Raw genomic sequence first — 19099 nt, forward strand, 5'->3', positions numbered from 1 at the left:
AGCCTCATCCTTAAAATAAAATTCAGGTCATTATAATAATACAAAGTAAATTTTAAACTCAGGCCTTAAATATTTTCCCAACCCTCTCCACCAAAAGATCCACATCCTCGCTCTCAAATTCCCGCACCACGCTCGTGCCCACTATCGCCCCATCGGCGATTTTATGGATGGCTCTCACATCCGCATTATCCTTCACGCCAAAGCCCACAAAAATCGGCAAAGAGGTCATCTCCCTAAGCTCAGCCACCTTGCGCTCCAGCGCCCCATACTCCCCGCTCTTTCCCCCGGTCAGCCCCGCATAGGACAAAAGGTAAATGAAGCCCCGCGCATTTTTCACCAGCTTTTTCATCCTCTCTTTCGGCGTGGTTACACTCACAAGCGTGATCAGAGCTATGCCGCAGCTATCGCACTCCTCACGCAGGGGCCCACTCTCCTCAAAACTCAGCTCAGGCACGATCAGTCCACAAATTCCAACCCTCTTAGCCTCCCTCACAAAGCGTCTCAGCCCGTAGGAAAAAATCACATTATAATACACCATAAATACCAAGGCCTTATCCGTCTCCACCCTCTCCAAAAGCTCAAAAATTTGCCCCAGTCCCACGCCCAGCTCCAGGGCCCTAGCTGCCGCTTGCGCGATGAGCTCACCATCAGCGATGGGATCGCTATAGGGCACGCCCAGCTCCAAAATATCCACTCCGCACTCCCCCAGTCGCTTGATGAATTCCCCGCTCACCTCCAGGCTAGGATAGCCCATCACCGCGTAGGCCACATTGGCCTTTTCTTTGTAAAATTTCCTAAAATCAACCATAAATCGTCCCCTTTTTATAGTCCCTAATCGTCTGCATGTCCTTATCCCCCCTGCCCGATAAATTCACCACTATCACGCTTTTTTTCTTCAAATTCGCGCAAAGCTCCTTCAAATGCGCTAGAGCGTGCGCGCTCTCCACCGCCGGGATGATCCCCTCCTCCCTGCAAAGCTCCTTCAAGGCCCTCACGCACTCATCATCACTCACCGCCACATACTCACCCCTTCCACTCGCGCACAAATGCGCATGCAAGGGCCCCACACCCGGATAATCAAGCCCCGCAGAAATGCTATGCACGGGCAAAATATTCCCCGCTTCATCCTGAAGAACCTTCGTCTTCATCCCGTGGATGATGCCCGTTTTGCCCCGCGTGAGTGTCGCGGCATGGTAGGGCGTATCCACACCCAGTCCCGCTGCCTCCACGCCGATGAGCCTCACCCTCTCGTCCTTTAAAAATTCATAAAAAATTCCCGCCGCATTGCTACCCCCACCCACGGCCGCGATGATGATGTCTGGCTTTTTGGCGCATTTTTTAAGCTGGGCCCTGCATTCCTTGCCGATGATGCTTTGAAAATGCGTAACCATCTGCGGGTAGGGGTAGGGCCCCACGGCCGAGCCCACCACATAAAATAAATTCTCCAAATCACTCACCCAGGCCCCAATCGCCGCCGTAGTCGCCTCCTTGAGCGTCCTAAGTCCCTTCGTGATGGCATGGACCCTAGCACCTAAAAGCTCGATTTTATAGACATTCAGGGCCTGCCTTTGCGCATCCACCTCCCCCATAAAAATTTCACACTCAAGTCCCAAAAGTGCCGCCGCTGTGGCCGTGGCAAGCCCGTGCTGACCGGCGCCCGTTTCTGCGATGACCTTCTTTTTTCCCATTTTTTTGGCTAGGAGGGCTTGGGCGAGGGCGTTGTTGATTTTATGCGCTCCCGTGTGATTCAAATCCTCTCTTTTGAGGTAAATTTCATGCCCGTATTTCTGGCTCAAATTTTTCGCAAAATAAAGCGGCGTGGGGCGCCCGACATAGTTTTTCAGCAAGGCGGACAATTCTTTTTTAAAGCCCTTATCCTTGCGGAATTTCAAAAATCCCGCCTCCAGCTCACTCAAAGCAAACATCGCACTCTCAGGCAAAAACTGCCCCCCAAATTCCCCATAATAGCGCTTCATCTTCCCATCTCCTTTATCAATGCTTTTATCTTGGCCACATCCTTCACCCCCGCCGCACTCTCCACGCCCGAATTGACATCGATGATAGCAGCGCCCGTGGCCAGAGCCTCCTTGACATTATGCACCCCTATGCCCCCCGCTAGGATGAAGTCGCCCCTCAGCCCCTCCAGCAGAGCCCAGTCAAAGCGCACCCCATTGCCCCCCTTAAATTCCCCCTTCGCATCCAAAAGCACAAGGTCCGCATGAATTTCATCCCCCCAATCAAGCCTCTCCCCCACGCTCAAAGCCTGCCAGACAAAAAGCCCCGCCGCCCTCAGGGCCTCAAATTCTCGCGGCGTGATCCTCCTGTAAATTTGCACCCCATCAAGGCCCACGTTCCTTGCTAGGCTTAAAATTTGCTCCAAACCCTCCTCCACAAAAACCCCCACCGCTTTTTTGTGATTTTTATGGATGAGCCCGGCTAAATTCCCAGCCTCATCCTCGCGCACCTGTCTGGGACTTTCTGCGAAAATCAGACCCAAAAAATCAACATTCAAAGCAGCGATTTGCCCCACCTGCTCCAAATTTTTCAGCCCGCAAATTTTAAGCTTCGCCATTAAAATTCCTAAAATAATCCCACACCCTGCCCTCATCCAGCGCCCTCTCCACAAGCTCCCTCGCGCTTTGCGGACTTGGGGCCTTATCGGCTGTGTAAAGGGCGAACATCGCATTAAGCACCACAATATCACGTTTTGCGCCGTGAATTTTCCCGCTTAAAATCCCGCGCAAATCCGCAGCATTTTGCGCAGGGTTGCCGCCGGCGATTTCATCATGAAAGGCCCTTTTGAAGCCAAACTGCTCGGGGGAGATGTTGTATTCATAAATCACGCCCTCGCGCAGCTCCGCGACCCTGCTCTCATCGCAAATACTCAGCTCATCCATGCCATCGCACCCCCGCACCACCAAGGCCCTCTTGCGCCCAAGCGCGCGCAAAACCTCAGCCAAAAGCCTATGCACGGGCGCGTGGTAGTTGCCCATCATTTGGTATTTGAGCTTGAGATTGGGATGCAAGAGGGGGCCCAACACATTAAAAACCGTCCGCACTCCAAGCCTAGTGCGAAGCTCCCTTAGCTCGGCTAGCAGGGGGTGGAAAAGGGGCGCGTGGAAGAAATTGAGCCCCTTTTCTCTTAGCGTTTTGAGTCCCTGTTCCAAATTTGGCGCCACTTTCACACCCAAGGCCTCCAAAACATCGCTGCTGCCGCTAGCGCTTGAGATGGCTTTGTTGCCGTGTTTTGCCACGCAGACGCCAAGGCTAGCGAGGATGAAGGCGCTGGCTGTGGAGACATTGATGCTTTTAAAGCCATCCCCGCCCGTGCCGCAAAGATCGATCATCTCGCTCTCATCGCTGAAGGTTTTAGAATAGCGCAGGATGTTTCGCACCAGGGCGCTTAGGGACTTGTCGTTGAGGGATTTTTCTGTGATCAAAATGAGCAAGGCGGCTAGCTGCAAAGGCTCGTAATTTTTCGCCATAATGCGCTCACAAATTTGCGCAAAATCTTCATTTTCCAAACCCCGCCCTTCGCTGAGCTTATGCAGGTAGGGGCTAAGGCTCGGGCGCTCGTCTTTTGAAGGCGCTTTTTGCTGGATGAAGTTGGATAAAATTTTCAAACCATACTCGCTAAAATAGCTCTCCGGATGAAACTGCACCCCAAAATAAGGCAGGGTTTTATGCCCCATCGCCATCAAAACCCCATCCTCGCTAAAGGCCAAAGGCTCAAGCTCAGGGCTCAAATCATCCACCTCCAAAGAGTGATAGCGCATCGCCTTAAAATTCTGCGGCAAATCCTCAAAAATAGCCCTTCGCTCTAAGATTGTGAGGGTGGAGGACTCGGCGTGGCAGGGACGGGCTAGGGGCCTGATTTTCGCGCCAAAACTAAGCCCCAAAGCCTGATGCCCAAGACAAATGCCAAGCACGGGAATTTCAAGCCGGGCCCTAAAAATTTCAAGGCAAATGCCGCTATCTTTGGGATGCTTGGGGCCGGGGCTTAGGATGATGTGGCTGGGGCGGAGGGCTTTTAGCGCCTCAAGGCTGATTTTATCGTTACGCACTATGCGAATTTCATCCCCGCTCAAAAGCTCAAGCATGGCCTTGATATTAAACACAAAAGAGTCGTAATTATCGATCAAAACAATCATTTGGCTAGCCTTTCAAAGCTAGCAAGCAGGGCTCTTCTCTTGGCACAAATTTCGGCGTATTCTTTCTCGGGGTCGCTTTTTAGCACGATGCCCGCCCCGCTTGCAATGAAGGCTTTGTTGTCCTTGAAAAAAGCCGAGCGGATGATGATGGCTAGCATGACATTTTCATTAAAATGCAAAAAACCTACCCCGCCGCCATAAACGCCGCGATCAAGTCCCTCAAGCTCGGCAATGATTTGCAGGGCTCTGATTTTGGGCGCGCCGCTTAGGGTCCCCGCTGGGAAAACGGCCCCCATCACATCAAAAATGCTAGCCCCCTCCCTCATGGTCGCATAAACCTCGCTCACAAGATGCATGACGAATTTGCTTTTCAGGACGGAAAAAAGCTTTTCCACGCGCACATTGTGGCCAAATTTGGACAGGTCGTTGCGCGCCAAATCCACAAGCATCCTATGCTCGCAAAGCTCTTTTTCATCACGCAAAAGCTCCGCCTCAAGCTGGGCGAGGTCGCTGCTGGGGTCTAAATTTCGCGTCCCTGCGATGGGAGCTATGAAAATTTCCCTATTTTTGATCCGCAAAACAAGCTCGGGCGAAGATCCCAAAACAACCCCGTAAGGCGTGGGGAAATAGAACATGTAGGCGCTGGGATTTTCCTCGCTTAGGGTCTGGTAGAAGGTGAAGGGGTGGATATTGTGCTGGATGCAAAGCTGCTGGCTTAAAACCACCTGAAAGATGTCCCCGCTCAAAAGATAGTCCTTAGCCCTTCGTACCATTTGCAAAAATTCTTGCTTCTCGCGCCTTAGGTCGCTTAAAATTTCAAAACAAGGCTCAGGCTCCACGGGCGGGGTGAAGTCCTGCTCTAAAAGCTCAAAATAGGGCGCGGGTCCGAATTTGAAAAACATTTTGCTGTTTTTCTCATAAATCAAATAGGCCCTAGCGTTGGCGAAAAAAAACTGAGGGAAATCATAATGCGCCCGCTCGCACAGGGGCAGATCCTCAAAAAACTGCACAAAATCAGCGCTCAAAACCCCAAAAAAGCCCGCATACTCGCAAAGTCGCTTCTGCGCGGCATGGGCGTAAAACTGAGCCTTAAATTCGCTAAGGGGCATGGCATTGGCGTCCAAATACTCACAATCAATGCCGATGATGACCTTCATCATATCCTCGGCAAAATAGGAGTTGGGGTGGTGTTCTAAAATTTGTCGGTAGTAGAAATGGACCCTTTTATCAAGCATTGCAAACCTTAAGGGGAGGGTTGAATGAAGCGGCGAAAAGGCTGTATTTTAAAACGAAAAGGAGGGAATCTTCGCTCATTTTGTGCCTTTGAAATGGAGTGTGAAATTCTAAAACAAAGATAATAAATTTACCTTTAAAATGCCTCAGCGCAAATTCGCTCCCGAACTAAGCTCCCACAGGGGCAAAAATAATCCCAAGGCCAAAAATAAAACCAAGATCCCCACCAGTAGGGTCATCAAGGGCTCAAGCAGGGTCAAAAAGCGCTCCAAAAGTCCCTCTTGTCTCTGGGCGTAAAAATTCGCAATCTCCTCGCTCAAAAGGTCCAATCTGGCGCTTTTCATCGCTGTGCTCAGCAGAGAAATAACCAATTCGTCAAAGATCTTGGCTCGCGCGAAGGCCCCGCTTAGCTCCAAGCCCTGCTCCAAAAAAAGGGCGATTTGACTGAATTTGAAGCGTAAAAATCCATTACTCACGCCAGAGCTTGCCAAATCAAAGGCCAAAGAAAGCTTCACGCCGCTTTTCAAAAGTAGGGCGAAAATCATGAAAAAATGATAATGCTGATGGTAGAGAATGAAGCGAGATAAAAGAGGGATTTTGAGCAGGGAAAAATCCACCGCAAGGGCGTAATTTGGACTTTTTCTAAGGGCTAGGATGTGCAAAAAAATCCCGGCCAAAAACGCAAACGCCAAAAGGGCAAGATAATGATGCAAAAATTCATACCCACCGAGCAAAATGCGCGTGATGAGGGGTAGGCTTGAATTTTCAAAAAGCTCCTCAAACTGCGGCACGACAAAAAACATCAAAAACAAAAAGGCCCCCATCAATGCGGATAAAACGAGCAGAGGATAGTGCGTGGCCTTTTTGAAGCGCTTTTGACTGAGGTTTAGCTTTTCCCTCAAAAGGGCTATTTGCAGGAGGGTTTTGCTTAAATTCCCTGTATTTTCGGATATTTTGATGAGGGTGAGCTCGCTTTGACTGAGATGCAAATTGGAGCTTTCAAAGGCCTTGCTTAAATTTTGTCCCAGATGAAGCTGAATTTGTAACTGCCCGATAAGAGCCTTCAAGTCCCTCGCACAGGCGTTTTCAAGCTCACTTAAGGCCCTTTTCACACTCAGTCCCACCCCCAACAAAAGCGAAAATTCCTTAAAAAACAAAATCACATTTTCGTTTTTATAGCGGGATTTTTGCGGGGATGAAATTTCCTTAAGGGACAGAATTTGCAGTCCCTGACTGAGGGCCTTGCCCTGCGCGTATGCCAAGTCCTTAGCGCGCAAAATCTTCCTGCCCTCCCTACCCCCTTTGACAAAGCGCAGCTCAAAGGTCCTCATCCCACCACCCTCAAAAGCTCCTCAAGGCTGATGCGCCCCTTTCTGGCCTTTTCAAGCCCGCACTCGAGCATGGTTTGAAAGCCATTTTTTCTAGCTTGGGCGAGTATTTGCATCTTGTCCGCTTTGGTGCGTATGAGCTCCCTTAGACCCTCATCAAGCTCCAAAAATTCCCCCACCAACTCCCTGCCTAAAAAACCACTATAATTGCACCATTTACAACCCTTGCTGGTGTGGAATTCCCCCTCAAATTCTGTGTGGGCCTTTGATTTTTCTTTGCAGTGGGGGCAGAGCTTTCGCACGAGGCGCTGGGCGATGATGAGCTTGAGGGCTGAGGCGATGAGGTAGGGTTTGGCGCCCATGTCGATCAAGCGCTCTAGGGTGGAAAGGGCGTCGTTGGTGTGGAGGGTGCTAAGGAGCAGATGCCCCGTGAGGGCTGATTTTATCGCTATGTCAAGGCTTTCTTCATCGCGGATTTCCCCGATCATGATGATGTCAGGATCCTGGCGCAAAATCGCCCTTAGGGCATTGCTAAAATCAAGCCCGGCCTTGGAATTTAGCATGATTTGCTGGATGAGCGGGAGTTTGTATTCTATGGGATCCTCTGCGGTGATGATCTTTTTTTCGATGGATTTTAGGGCGTTGAGGCAGGCATAGAGGGTCGTGCTTTTACCGCTGCCTGTGGGTCCTGTGATGAGGATCATCCCATGGGGGAGTGCGATCTTGCTTTTTAAAAGATGAAGATGAAAAGAATCCAAACACAATCCATCAAGATCCAGCAAGGCAATATCGTGCTTGAGTATCCTAATCACCACACTCTCACCCCATAAAATCGGCAGGGTCGAAATCCTAAAATCATACTGACAATCCTTAAAATTCCGCTCAAAACTACCATCCTGAGCCTTTCTGGACTCGGCCACATTAAGATGTGCTAAAAATTTAATATGAAAAATCAGGGCTCGGCACACCTCCTCCTCCAAAACGCAAAAAAAGCTCAAAATTCCATCGATGCGAAAGCGGACTAGGGTATCGTGGGCTCGCATTTCGATGTGAATGTCGCTGGAATTAAGCGCCAGAGCCTCCGTTAAAATAAAATCAAAAATCACGCTCACGCAGCTTTGCTCGTCCTCTTTTGCATTTTGCGCCAATTCTTGCTTGAGCTTGAGGCTCAGTTTTTCAAGCCTGTCCTCGATGCGCAGGGCGTTCAAATGCCTCTCAATCGCGTAAGAATCGCTCAAGACATTTTTAATGAATTTGTCCCTAAAGACATTTTGAATTTCCTCCAAATGCTCTAAAGATAGGGGTTTGCAAGAGGCGATGTAAATATTATCCGCATCGCTTGCTAGGGGCAGCATTTGTAAATTTTGCAAAAAATCAAAGGAAAATTTGCGGCACAAATCCCTATCAAAGTCCGCACAATCCGCAAGATCCGCCTCGACCAAGCCCCTCACTGCGAAAGCTCCATGCCCTCATAATAATGCGCATAAAGCGCTAAAATTTCAGCCTCGCCCCCCCTTGTAAGCGCCGCCCTAGCCCTAGCAAAAAGCAGCCAGCTTTCCTTAGCGCTCTTGTCCCATTCATTCGCCCTCAACGACCAAAAAATGGACTTTTCATAGTTTTTATTTTCCAAATAAAGCCTAGCAAGCATCAGGGCCTTTTCAAAACTTGGACTTTGATAATAGGACCTTTTCAGGCTCAGGGTGTCAAAAACGCTCGATTTTATCAGCACTTTGGGAGGGTTTGGAGGGGGAGGATTTTGTTCTTTTGGGTTTGAATTTTGCGCTTCTTGCTTGAATTTTTCTTGGCGCAGCCTCATTTTTTCTTGCTCGATTTTTGCCTCGGTTATTTTTGCCTGCCAATGCTTTTTTTCTTCGAGGAGTTTCGCATTCAAATATTTTTGATGCGCGTAAATTTCAAGGCCCCAATAAAAACCCAAGCCCAATCCCAAGCATAAAATTCCCAAAAATGCGCCCTTAAAAAGCCTTTTTCTTAAATATTTTTGATACTCCAGCTCAAGCTCTCGCACTCTTTCTTGCATGCTAGCCCAATAGATGATTTTCCAAGGCACAAAGGCGCAGGATATGAGCGGGGGTCTTATCGCAAAAGGGACGAAGCTCCTTGAAGGTTTTGAGGATTTTATCCACCGATCTTAAATTGTGCCGGCAAATTTTGTCAATCCAGCGCAAGTCTTTCTCCTCAAAATCCAACGAATGCTTTTCTTTGACATAGTGTCTCAATTCCTCGCGCAAAAGCGGCAAAAGCTCAAATTCCGCAACAATGCGGCTTTTAAAATGCTCTTTTTTGAAAAGCTTATGCTTTTTATGAGCGCCTAAAATAAAAAGCCTCTCATCGCTGTAAATCCTCACCCGCTCAAGCAGGGCCGCATCATACAACCCCACCTCATCGAGCAAGATGGGATTTTTGCAAAAATGCGGCTTTAAATTTTGCTCAAAATCTTTCAAATTGTCGCAGGGGTCTGTTAATCTTGGCGCGTCATTTTGCTGCGCAAAGTTCTCAAGCATGGCACTTTTGCCGCTCCCACTGCGCCCCAAAAGCAAAACAAGCCCTCTTTGATTTTTAATCGCCCCAAGGCGGGTTAAAATTCTATCCCGACTCGCGACACAAACCCACTCACTCATAATGCTTAAAGCCTAATTCTCTGAGCCCCGGTGCGCCTTTTTCATTATCGACGATGCTGGGTGTGATGATGAAGATGATTTCCGTGCTGTTACTCGCCTGCTCATCGCCGCTAAAAAGCAGCCCCAAAAGTGGAATTTTAGAGAAAAAATTCACCTCACTGCCCTCTCGTATGGCGTTTCTTGAAATCAATCCGCCCAAAATGAGGGTTTGATTATTCTCCACAGAAACCACAGTCGAGAGCTTTTTTTGGATGGTATCGGGAGCGATGGTGCGGGGCTGCTTTTGTCTTTGATTGTCCTGGGGGTATTTGAAGTCGCTAAGGCTTGGATTGATGCGGAGCATGATCCTGCCCTCATCTGAAATTTCGGGCAAAATGCTGAGCAAAATCCCCACAAAAATGGAATGATTGCTAAAGCTCTCACTCACCGTAGTGCCGCTTTCTGTGCCCTTGGAGCTTTCTTTGACCTGATAGTTGATCGTATCACCCACAGAAATGATGGCTTGCTGGTTGTTTAGGGCCATGAGTTTGGGGTTGGATAGGACCTGCGTTTTGCCATTTTGGGAGAGAAAATCAAGCACCGCGCCGAAATTCAAATTCGCCCTCAAGCCTAAATTTTTCACAAAACCCTCACCGCTTTGCACCTGCACGAAGGATCCTTGCCCATCCCCTGTCGTGCTGGCAAAGTCAAGCTTGAAATTCTGCCAATTGATCCCGCTGGAGTGGCTTTTGTTGAGATTGACAGCGATGATGCTCACATCGATGATGACCTGTTTTTTGAGGCGGCGTTCTAGCTTTGCAAGATAATCGCGCACCAAATTCAGCTGCGAGGGACTGCCCGTAACGATGATAATGCCTGCGTTTGCATTGACGATGGGGGGGGAAATTTGCGCGGCTTTGTGGGAGGCTAGGAGTGCGTTGACTTCTTTTTCGATATTTTGCCAAAAATCAAATTTTTCCATACTTTTGATCACATTATCATTCGCTTCTTCGTGAGCACTCCACTCGCTTTGCTTGGGCTTAGAATCCACAGAGGCCTTGATAACGCTCTGCCCCTCGCGAATGGAGGTGATGTAACTGATTTTAAAAATCTTGGTGCTGATGCCCCAAATGCTTAAAATTTTACCATCAAAGGCGTAATTCAAATCGTTTTCCTTGATAAAGAGCCTGAAAATTTCTTCCAAGCCCATCTGAGAAATATGCACGGATGTTTGCATTTGTGCCAGTTTATTCCTCGCAAAATCATCCTTAATGACAATGCTAAAAGTGCAGTAGGAAGCTAGCTCGGCGAGGCTTTCCTCAAGACTTAAGGCCTCTTTTATGCTGATGTCAAAAAGCCTTTTTTGACAATCCAAACCCCAAGCAAAACTCACAAAACAAAGCTTAATGAATAGCCATTTTAACATTTTCTAACGCTACACTTATCCGTTCCCCATCATACTCTAAAACCACAACCCTATCCCCAATATGCTTAATGATAGCCTCACCGAGGGCATCATCCTGTCGATACCAAGTGCCGTTGATTTTTACCTTACCTGGGAAAATGGCCTGAATTTTAACCTGCGCGAGGTGCTGGAGGGTCGGGTTGGCAAAGGGGCTGTGAAGGCTTGAAAAATCAAGGGCGGTTCTTTTTTGCAAATGCGAAAAATACGCATCCTGCTCCGAGGAAGCATGGATGCTAGTAAAAAGTCCGCAAATCAAAAAAACTCGCTTCAAATTCAAGCCTGCTTTTCATCGCTATAATCGGCCATAGCGATGCGCTTGAGCTGCCTGTAACGGCGCTGAGCGTCTTTTTTATTGCGCTCGAAAAGCTCAAGAGCTTGGGATGGATTGGCTTTTTTTAGAGAATTATAACGCACCTCATTCATCAAAAATTCCTCATAAAGCTCCCAATTTGGCTCCTTGCTCGCTATGGTGAGAGGATTTTTTCCCTCATTTTCAAGGCGAGGGTCAAAGGTATAAAGCGGCCAGTATCCGCACTTCGTCGCAAGCTCCCCCTGCTCACCAGAGTAACCAAGCCCCCCCTTGATACCGTGCGCGATACAAGGCGAGTAGGCGACCACCAAAGATGGACCCTCGTAGGCCTCAGCCGCCATCAAGACCTTGATGAGATGATTATAATTGGCGCTGGAATTCACCTGAGCTACGAAAATATAACCATAAGTCATAGCAATCTGCCCCAAGTCTTTTTTCTGCACAGATTTACCCGCAGCGGCAAATTGCGCCACGGCACCTGTGCGTGAGGACTTGGAGCTCTGTCCGCCTGTGTTAGAATACACCTCAGTATCCATCACCAAAATATTGACATTTTCCCCGCTGGCTAAAACATGATCAAGCCCACCATAGCCTATATCATAAGCCCAGCCGTCCCCGCCAAAAATCCAATGCGACTTTTTCATCAAAAAGCCTTTTAAATTTAAAATGTCCCTAACGCCCTTGATGTCTTGATGCTGCTCTAAAAGAGGGAGCATTTTATCGCGGATTTGTAGGCTTTCCTCGCCTTTGTCTTTATTGGCTATCCATTCTTTAAACAAGGCACTAAGGGCATTTGGCACGGTGCTCATGTTTTCATTCATGATGTTTTCAAGGCGATTTCTTGTGTTTTCGGTGGCGATCTTCATCCCCAAGCCAAATTCAGCATTGTCCTCAAAAAGCGAATTTCCCCAAGCGGGCCCGTAGCCATTTTTCACGCTTTTTCTGTATGGCATCGATGGGGCCGAGCCTCCATAAATAGAACTGCAGCCCGTAGCATTCGCGACTATCATCCTCTCGCCAAAAAGCCTTGTGATCAAAGTGATATAAGGCGTCTCCCCACAGCCCGGACAAGCGCCGTGAAATTCAAAAAGGGGCTGGGCAAACTGCGCTCCCTTGACGCTTTCTTTATTTAAAATATCATCCTTGTAGCTGATTTCTTTGAAGAGATAGTCCGCATTTTCCTGCTCACCAAAATCCATCTCCTCCTGCAAGGGCACCATCACTAGGGATTTTTCTTTGGTCGGGCACTCATGCACACAAAGCTCACAGCCCGTGCAATCAAGCGGAGAAACTTGAATTTTAAAGCTCAACCTCTGCCCCTTCGTCCCCTTCGCCTCGAGGGTGTGTTCTTTCACGCCGCGGGGAGCCTTGGCCAACTCAGCCTCATCGATCAAAAACGGACGGATGACCGCATGGGGGCAAACGGAGGCGCATTGATTACACTGGATGCAATTCCCCTCAATCCAACGCGGCACCATAACGCCAACTCCGCGCTTTTCAAATTCAGTCGTGCCGTGCTCAAAACTACCATCCTCATGCCCCAAAAACGCCGAAACGGGCAAATCATCGCCCTTAGCTGCGTTCATGGGTTTGACGATTTTTTCCACAAATTCTGTGCCTTTATAGACATTGGTTTGCTCTTTTTCCTTAGGCTCCAAATTTTTCCACGCAGGGTCTATCTCAACCCTCACAAGCCCATCCGCACCCACATCAATGGCCTTGTAGTTCATATTCACAATGGCATCGCCCTTTTTGCTGTAGGATTTATAGGCAAGCTCCTTCATAAATTTTTGCGCGTCTTCGAAAGGGATGATTTTAGCAAGCTTGAAAAAAGCCGATTGCATGATGGTATTCGTGCGGTTTCCAAGCCCTATATCGCGAGCCAACTTTGTCGCGTTGATGATGTAAAAGTTGATTTCTTTTTCCGCTAGGGTTTTTTTGACCGCATCGGGGATTTGCCTTAGCGTTTCTTCGGTATTCCAAATGCTGTTGAGCAAGAAGGTCCCGCCCTTGCGGATTCCCGCTAAAACATCATAAATTTCCAAGTAAGCCGCTACCGAACAGGCCACAAAATGCGGGGTTGAAACCAAATAGGTCGAGCGGATGGGTCTTTTGGAAAAGCGCAAATGCGACCTTGTGTAACCGCCTGATTTCTTGCTATCGTAGGCAAAATACGCCTGCGCGTAAAAATTTGTATTGTCGCCGATAATTTTGATGGAATTTTTATTAGCCCCCACAGTGCCATCCGCACCAAGCCCATAAAACAGGCACTCTATGGTGCTTTCATCGCTGAGTGAAATTTTCTCTCCCACAGGCAAGGAAGTGTGGGTTACATCATCGACAATGCCAATAGTGAAGCCATCTTTTGGTTTGTCAAGAGCTAAATTTTCAAAAACCGCAAACAACTGCGCAGGATCGACATCCTTAGACGAAAGCCCGTATCTGCCCCCCACAATCAAAGGCGCGTTTTCCCTACCATAAAAAGCAGCTTTCACATCCAAGTAAAGCGGCTCGCCCAAGCTTCCTGGCTCCTTTGTCCTGTCCAAAACAGCGATCTTTTTAACGGATTTTGGCATCGCTTCAAAAAAGTATTTCGCACTGAAAGGACGATAAAGATAGACCTTAAAAACCCCGACTTTCTCGCCCCTTGCGTTGAGATGATCCACCACCTCCTCCAAGGCCTGAGTAACCGAACCCATGGCGATGACGATTTTTTCAGGCTCACTATCTCCGTAATAAACGAAGGGCTTGTATTCCCTCCCTGTGATCTTAGAAATTTCTTGCATGTAGTCATTAACCACATCAGGCAGGGCGTCGTAAAAGCGATTGGTCAATTCTCTGGTTTGAAAATAAATATCATCATTTTGCGCCGTGCCGCGCGTTTTTGGATTTTCTGGATTGAGGGAAGAATTTCTAAAATTTAAAACGGCCTCTTTGTCCAGCAAGCGGTCAAAATGTGCATAATCCATCACTTCAACCTTTTGAATTTCGTGGCTGGTTCTGAAACCGTCAAAAAAATGGATGAAAGGCACACGCCCCCTGATCGCCGAAAGATGCGCTACGCCTGCCAAATCCATGCTCTCTTGCACAGAATGTGAGCAAAGCATCGCAAAGCCGATTTGCCTCGCGGCATAAATATCCTGATGATCACCAAAAATAGACAGGGCCTGAGAGGCTAAAGAGCGCGCAGCGACATGGATAACACAGGGCAAAAGCTGACCCGCAATCTTATACATATTTGGAATTTTAAGCAAAAGCCCTTGAGATGCGGTGTAAGTGGTCGTGAGCGCACCCACTTGGAGAGAGCCGTGCACAGATCCCGCCGCACCGGCCTCGCTTTGCATCTCGACAAGTTTCACGGGCATACCGAAGAGATTTTTCTTTCCGGCGGCTGCCCACATGTCAGTATAGTCAGCCATGGGAGAGCTTGGGGTTATGGGGTAAATTCCAGCAACTTCAGTGAAGGCGTAAGCAGCGTAAGCAGCGGCCTCATTGCCATCCATAGTCTTCATAACTTTACTCATTTGAAACCCTCTTTAAATTTATAACTCTTGGCAATCAATATACTGAACCTAACATTAATCAAAACTTAACAATACAACTGAACCTAACATTAATCAAAACTTAACAATACACAAGATGGCGCTCGGGGAAATTACCTTTCAATAAGGCGAATATCAACCCTTCTATTGTCCGCTCTGCCCTCTTTTGTCGCGTTACTTGAGCGGGGTCTATCCTGTCCGTAACCCTTAGTTTGGATGCGTTTTTTCTCGACCTTATTTTTTATAAATTCTTTCGCAACATTCTCCGCACGCTGCTCGGATAATTTTTGATTGTAGGCTTTGGATCCCACGCCGTCGGTGTGCCCCTCTAGGACGACATTGAATCGTTTGTTTTTGTTTGAATTTAAAATTTCAGCAAGAATCCGGATATCCTCCTCAAATTTTGGACTGATCGTAGCCTTACCAAAGTCAAAATGAGCCTCCAAACGAGTGCTCTCACTGCTATCACTCTCAATAGGATCGGCTTGTTTTTCCACCAAATCATCATTTTTTCCGCCCTTCACCCCCCCAAGGCCAAAGCTAATGCCAAGGGTTGAAACCCAGTTATGATGCGCGTTGAAATTCACCTGATCTCTCGTTTCAAGCCTTAAGGCTAAAGAATCTGTAAGTTTATACTTCATACCCGCACCATAATGCCCAAAACCGCCGCTTTCATTGTCAAATTGCTCGTTAGAAAACCTTTCATAACCTCCACCAGCTAAACCATAAAAGTAAAAGCTTTCACCTACATCAATGCCCTTAATCGCACTTAAAAATACTTTCGTAAGATTTGTTCTATCAGTGTTAGAATATTTTACATTAGAATAATGCTCCAAGCCAAGCTCAAGTTGGTCAAGCCAAAAATCATCAAAATGATAGCCAAGTCTCACACCAGTCGCTGCTCTATCATCAAGGTCCAAATTTCCCTCAAATTTATTAAAACTAAAAGTAGGAGTTAGTTCAAATTTGACACTATTATCCGCCGCAAATAAAGCGCTTGCCAAACCTAAACATAACAATACTTTTTTCATAATCAACCTTTCAAAAATGATTTTAAAACTACAAAAATTAGCGTTTAGAAAACTGCGGACTTCTTCTTGCTTTTCTGCGTCCGTATTTTTTACGCTCTACGCTTCTGCTATCTCTAGTGAGTAAGCCTTGTGGTTTTAGCAAGGCTCTAAAATCCGCATCCATAGCCGCTAAAGCCCTTGAAATCCCGTGTCTTAAAGCTTCAGCTTGTGCGGAGTAGCCCCCGCCTAAGGTTGTCGCACGGATATCCATAGAGGCCTCTTGCTTGGTTACGAGCAGGGGTTGCACGACCTTAAGTTTTATCGCCTCGTGTCCGCCAAGCCAAGTGTTTAAATCCACTCCATTAACGCTTATTTTCCCACTACCAGCCCTCACCCAAACCTTAGCGATAGCGGTTTTTCTCTTACCTGTTGCGTATGTTGCTTTTGCCATAATTATTTTCCTTCTTTAGCGATTTGTGCGGTGTGAGGATGCTCACTTCCTGCGTAAATTTTAAGTTTTTTAAGCATAGCTCTGCCTAAGTTTGTTTTAGGAAGCATACCTCTAACGGCTAATTTATAAAGCTTTGCAGGGTTTTTTTCAAGCAAATCTCCAAATTTCTCACTCTTCACACTTCCAAAATAGCCAGAATGCCTGTGATAAAGTTTATCTTCAGCCTTATTTGCCCCAGTGAAAACAGCTTTTGAAGCATTGATGATGACGACATAATCTCCACAATCAACATTAGGCGTATAGCAAGGCTTATTTTTACCCCTTAAAATCGTCGCCACCTCTGTTAAAAGACGACCAAAACGCTTTCCCTCAGCGTCTAAAACAATCCACTCGCGTTTGACTTCGTTTGGCTTTGTTATCTTTGTCATTTTTTTAACCTTTGCCAAAAATTTTCTAAGGAAACGATTGTAATGACATAGGCTTTAATTATGCTTAATTTAAGTGAAGTTAAAGCTAAATTTTGATTTTTGAATCGGCACTTCTGAGCAAGATGCCAATTTTAAGAATTATTGTACCCACTCAAGTCTTTTTCACAAAATAACGATAAAAAATTTTATATTATTTTGCCAAGAAATGACAATGTGTGATTTGACTAAAATTAAGAAAAACAAAAATGAAAATAACTCATGCAAAGCCAAGAACTCTTATCCAAAAAAGAACTAGTATGGAAATCTTAAAATTAAAGAAAGAATCTAAATAAGTTCAAGGAAAATTTACTTTTTATACTTGATTTAAAAACAGAAAAAATTTGTAAGCTTTGAGATAAAAATGTCTTCAGTTTCTGCTCCACTCGATGCGCCTTACAAAAGTCTAAAAAGCTAAAAGATGAGTTCGTACAAGATAAACTCTTGATTAAAAATAAAACCAATCAATGGGAAAACCAAATCTTTAATTTCACTCGGATGAGCATTATCTAAATGAAAAGGTTAGTTTTTTTTAAAAAACTTTTAAACAAAGTACTTTTGCCTAAAAAGCTTGAGAGTCTTATCTTAAAAAGATGAATTAGCTTTTTGTTTCAATGATGCTTTAATAAAAAAGCTGGTTATAAAACAAACCTTTAAAAGATAAAATTGATCTTAAAAAGTTCCACACCGTATTGAAAAGCTTCTGAAAATCTGAAATATGAGAATTGTTAAGTAATGAGGTTTTCAAATGAAAAAGCGCTTGAGAATTTAATTCATAAGATCGAATCAAGAAGTCAGGCTGATAGTAGAATTAATCTTACAAGAGCTTATAAAAAACAATAATAAGGTAGAGCTTGATGTTATACCTGCAAGCATAGACTTTAAATACTTTGAGGAAAAGGAGACTCGAAACAAAGGTTCAAACTCTCTTAGCCAATCAAGATAATACCAATCAGAGCAAAAAGAGCTAAGGATGTGTTGGGATAGATAGTTAGGGGGGGTTTAATGATGATTGACACAAAATTATATAGAAATATTGATTTTGTGTAGAGAGAAATGAAGCAAAAAGAACTTTTTAAAATGCTTGATTTTTTGATAGTTTGGGATTATAGGCTTTTAAATTTGATCACATTAGAATGTTTTTCAATAAAAGAAACGAAAAATATTTACAGGTAGCTCTAAATAGACATTGCAAAAACGGTTTATTATGCAATGCTCTAAAGGGACTTACATTAAATCCCAGAGCCAAAAAGCCCTTATTTTATTAGAAAATTTAGCAAGCATTTTAAGATAATGCAACTTTTTATTTGAATCTTAAATCAAGATTAAGTGAAGAGGGTTTGATTTCTCAAATGCCAAATAAGCTTACTTTATCTCTCAAGGCCATCATCAAATTTTTAAAACACCTTGTGATATGATTGAGTTTGTTCATAGCCAATAAAACAAAGGAATTTTTGAAATTTTGTTTTTGATAAGAATAGAAAAATTTACATTACTTCGGGAGAATTAGCCATTATAATGATATTTATAGACGCAAAAAATATAGATTTATACGAAGGACAACTCAGATTAAGGATAGAGATGAATTTACTTGAAGTCGCCAAAATACGCTATCAATATTCCTTTACTTTTTACCATAGTCAAGGAGCTTTTACATCATGATATTTTAGAAACGCTTTATGAAAGTCCTATCGGTAATTTTTATAGCATTTCAAGGTGGGACAGCTCTAAAGCTTTGTTGTAACAATAATATAGATATGCGAGGATTCGGACTTTGTGATTAATGAGGGCTTTAAATTTAAACTTAGTGATATGTGTTTTTTCAAAAAAAATTTTCAAAAAATTTCTTTGAAATATGGGCTTGACATTAAGTTTGATGAGCCAAAAAACGATGATAGCTTTGTGAAAAAAAACACTGCTAAAGTTTTACTTCCACTCACAAATGGACAAAAAGTAAAAATCAATATAGAAATCGCTCAAATTCCAAGCTATCAAAATGGCCTCAGAATTATCAATAACAATTATCCCAATAATGAATTTAGTGTCAATACGCCTATATTAGGGTAGTTAAGGTAGATAGGAAATTTTAGCAGATAAAATCATCGCTTTAACAGCAAGAGCCTTTGTAAAATTTAGAGATTTTTAGGATATAAAATTTTTAAATGGTTCTAATATTCTATATAATATGAATTTGACAAGAGCAAAAATAAATGATCATGAAAGATAGAAAGTTTTACCGACAAGCTCAATTCTCTTCTTTAAAAATTTCAAGGCTGGGGATTCCAGCCTTGAAGTTATCTTACATCTTGTAAATTCCCGCATAAATTGCAAATAAATTTTTAACAAATCTGGTCCATCGTTTTTAGTTTTTGAGTATCGACACACCCATGACGCTCACAAATTTTCACAGCAAACAATAATTTTTTAACCATCATTAAGAAAATTTATTTACCATAAATCCAGATTAAAAATAAGGAATTTTCATGTTGGATTTAGCGATCATTGGCGGGGGTCCTGCGGGTCTTAG

General features: G+C 45.0%; 16 protein-coding genes. 1 reads left to right on the forward strand and 15 read right to left on the reverse strand.

What is annotated here, in order from left to right; all coding sequences use genetic code 11:
- Positions 1-58 precede the first annotated feature (58 nt).
- The 15 genes from trpA to rplM form a co-directional block, all read right to left on the reverse strand.
- The gene (trpA, locus tag Q4A73_RS02875; protein ID WP_303205931.1) at positions 59-808 is read right to left on the reverse strand and encodes a tryptophan synthase subunit alpha; all 750 of its coding nucleotides are present in this window, start codon (positions 806-808) and stop codon (positions 59-61) included.
- Entirely contained in the window at positions 801-1976 is a 1176-nt protein-coding gene (gene trpB, locus Q4A73_RS02880) for a tryptophan synthase subunit beta (protein ID WP_303205932.1), read from the reverse strand. Before trpB ends, trpA begins: the two co-directional genes overlap by 8 nt.
- Entirely contained in the window at positions 1973-2572 is a 600-nt protein-coding gene (locus Q4A73_RS02885) for a phosphoribosylanthranilate isomerase (RefSeq protein WP_303205933.1), read from the reverse strand. The genes trpB and Q4A73_RS02885 overlap by 4 nt, the downstream gene beginning before the upstream one ends.
- Positions 2559-4151, reverse strand: a complete 1593-nt coding sequence (trpD, locus tag Q4A73_RS02890; RefSeq protein ID WP_303205934.1) for an anthranilate phosphoribosyltransferase — start codon at positions 4149-4151, stop codon at positions 2559-2561. The genes Q4A73_RS02885 and trpD overlap by 14 nt, the downstream gene beginning before the upstream one ends.
- Positions 4148-5386 (reverse strand): anthranilate synthase component I family protein, encoded by a 1239-nt coding sequence (locus Q4A73_RS02895; protein ID WP_303205935.1) that lies wholly within the window; start codon positions 5384-5386, stop codon positions 4148-4150. The genes trpD and Q4A73_RS02895 overlap by 4 nt, the downstream gene beginning before the upstream one ends.
- A gap of 144 nt (positions 5387-5530) precedes the next feature.
- On the reverse strand, positions 5531-6715 hold the full coding sequence (locus Q4A73_RS02900; protein ID WP_303205936.1) for a type II secretion system F family protein: 1185 nt from the start codon (positions 6713-6715) through the stop codon (positions 5531-5533).
- Positions 6712-8109 carry a GspE/PulE family protein gene (locus Q4A73_RS02905; RefSeq protein ID WP_303205946.1) on the reverse strand — a complete coding sequence of 466 codons (1398 nt, stop codon included), beginning with the start codon at positions 8107-8109 and terminating at the stop codon, positions 6712-6714. Before Q4A73_RS02905 ends, Q4A73_RS02900 begins: the two co-directional genes overlap by 4 nt.
- Before the next feature lie 50 nt (positions 8110-8159).
- Positions 8160-8750, reverse strand: coding sequence for a transformation system protein (locus Q4A73_RS02910; protein WP_303205937.1), 591 nt, complete (start codon positions 8748-8750; stop codon positions 8160-8162).
- Position 8751: 1 nt separating this feature from the next.
- Positions 8752-9351, reverse strand: coding sequence for a hypothetical protein (locus tag Q4A73_RS02915; protein ID WP_303205938.1), 600 nt, complete (start codon positions 9349-9351; stop codon positions 8752-8754).
- Positions 9344-10756, reverse strand: a complete 1413-nt coding sequence (mshL, locus tag Q4A73_RS02920; RefSeq protein ID WP_303205939.1) for a pilus (MSHA type) biogenesis protein MshL — start codon at positions 10754-10756, stop codon at positions 9344-9346. The genes Q4A73_RS02915 and mshL overlap by 8 nt, the downstream gene beginning before the upstream one ends.
- Positions 10734-11066 carry a hypothetical protein gene (locus tag Q4A73_RS02925; protein WP_303205940.1) on the reverse strand — a complete coding sequence of 111 codons (333 nt, stop codon included), beginning with the start codon at positions 11064-11066 and terminating at the stop codon, positions 10734-10736. The genes mshL and Q4A73_RS02925 overlap by 23 nt, the downstream gene beginning before the upstream one ends.
- Positions 11067-11068: 2 nt before the next feature.
- On the reverse strand, positions 11069-14629 hold the full coding sequence (nifJ, locus tag Q4A73_RS02930) for a pyruvate:ferredoxin (flavodoxin) oxidoreductase (RefSeq protein ID WP_303205941.1): 3561 nt from the start codon (positions 14627-14629) through the stop codon (positions 11069-11071).
- Positions 14630-14760: 131 nt separating this feature from the next.
- Positions 14761-15678, reverse strand: a complete 918-nt coding sequence (locus tag Q4A73_RS02935) for an OmpA family protein (RefSeq protein WP_303205942.1) — start codon at positions 15676-15678, stop codon at positions 14761-14763.
- Positions 15679-15715: 37 nt separating this feature from the next.
- On the reverse strand, positions 15716-16108 hold the full coding sequence (gene rpsI / locus Q4A73_RS02940; protein ID WP_289779444.1) for a 30S ribosomal protein S9: 393 nt from the start codon (positions 16106-16108) through the stop codon (positions 15716-15718).
- A gap of 2 nt (positions 16109-16110) precedes the next feature.
- The gene (rplM, locus tag Q4A73_RS02945; protein ID WP_027304373.1) at positions 16111-16536 is read right to left on the reverse strand and encodes a 50S ribosomal protein L13; all 426 of its coding nucleotides are present in this window, start codon (positions 16534-16536) and stop codon (positions 16111-16113) included.
- Between the two features lie 1812 nt (positions 16537-18348).
- On the opposite strand from rplM, the gene Q4A73_RS02950 reads away from it, so the two are divergent.
- Positions 18349-18639, forward strand: coding sequence for a hypothetical protein (locus Q4A73_RS02950; protein WP_303205943.1), 291 nt, complete (start codon positions 18349-18351; stop codon positions 18637-18639).
- The last annotated feature ends 460 nt before the right edge of the window (positions 18640-19099 follow it).

The sequence above is a fragment of the Campylobacter sp. genome (assembly GCF_030528245.1).
Classification (GTDB): domain Bacteria; phylum Campylobacterota; class Campylobacteria; order Campylobacterales; family Campylobacteraceae; genus Campylobacter_D.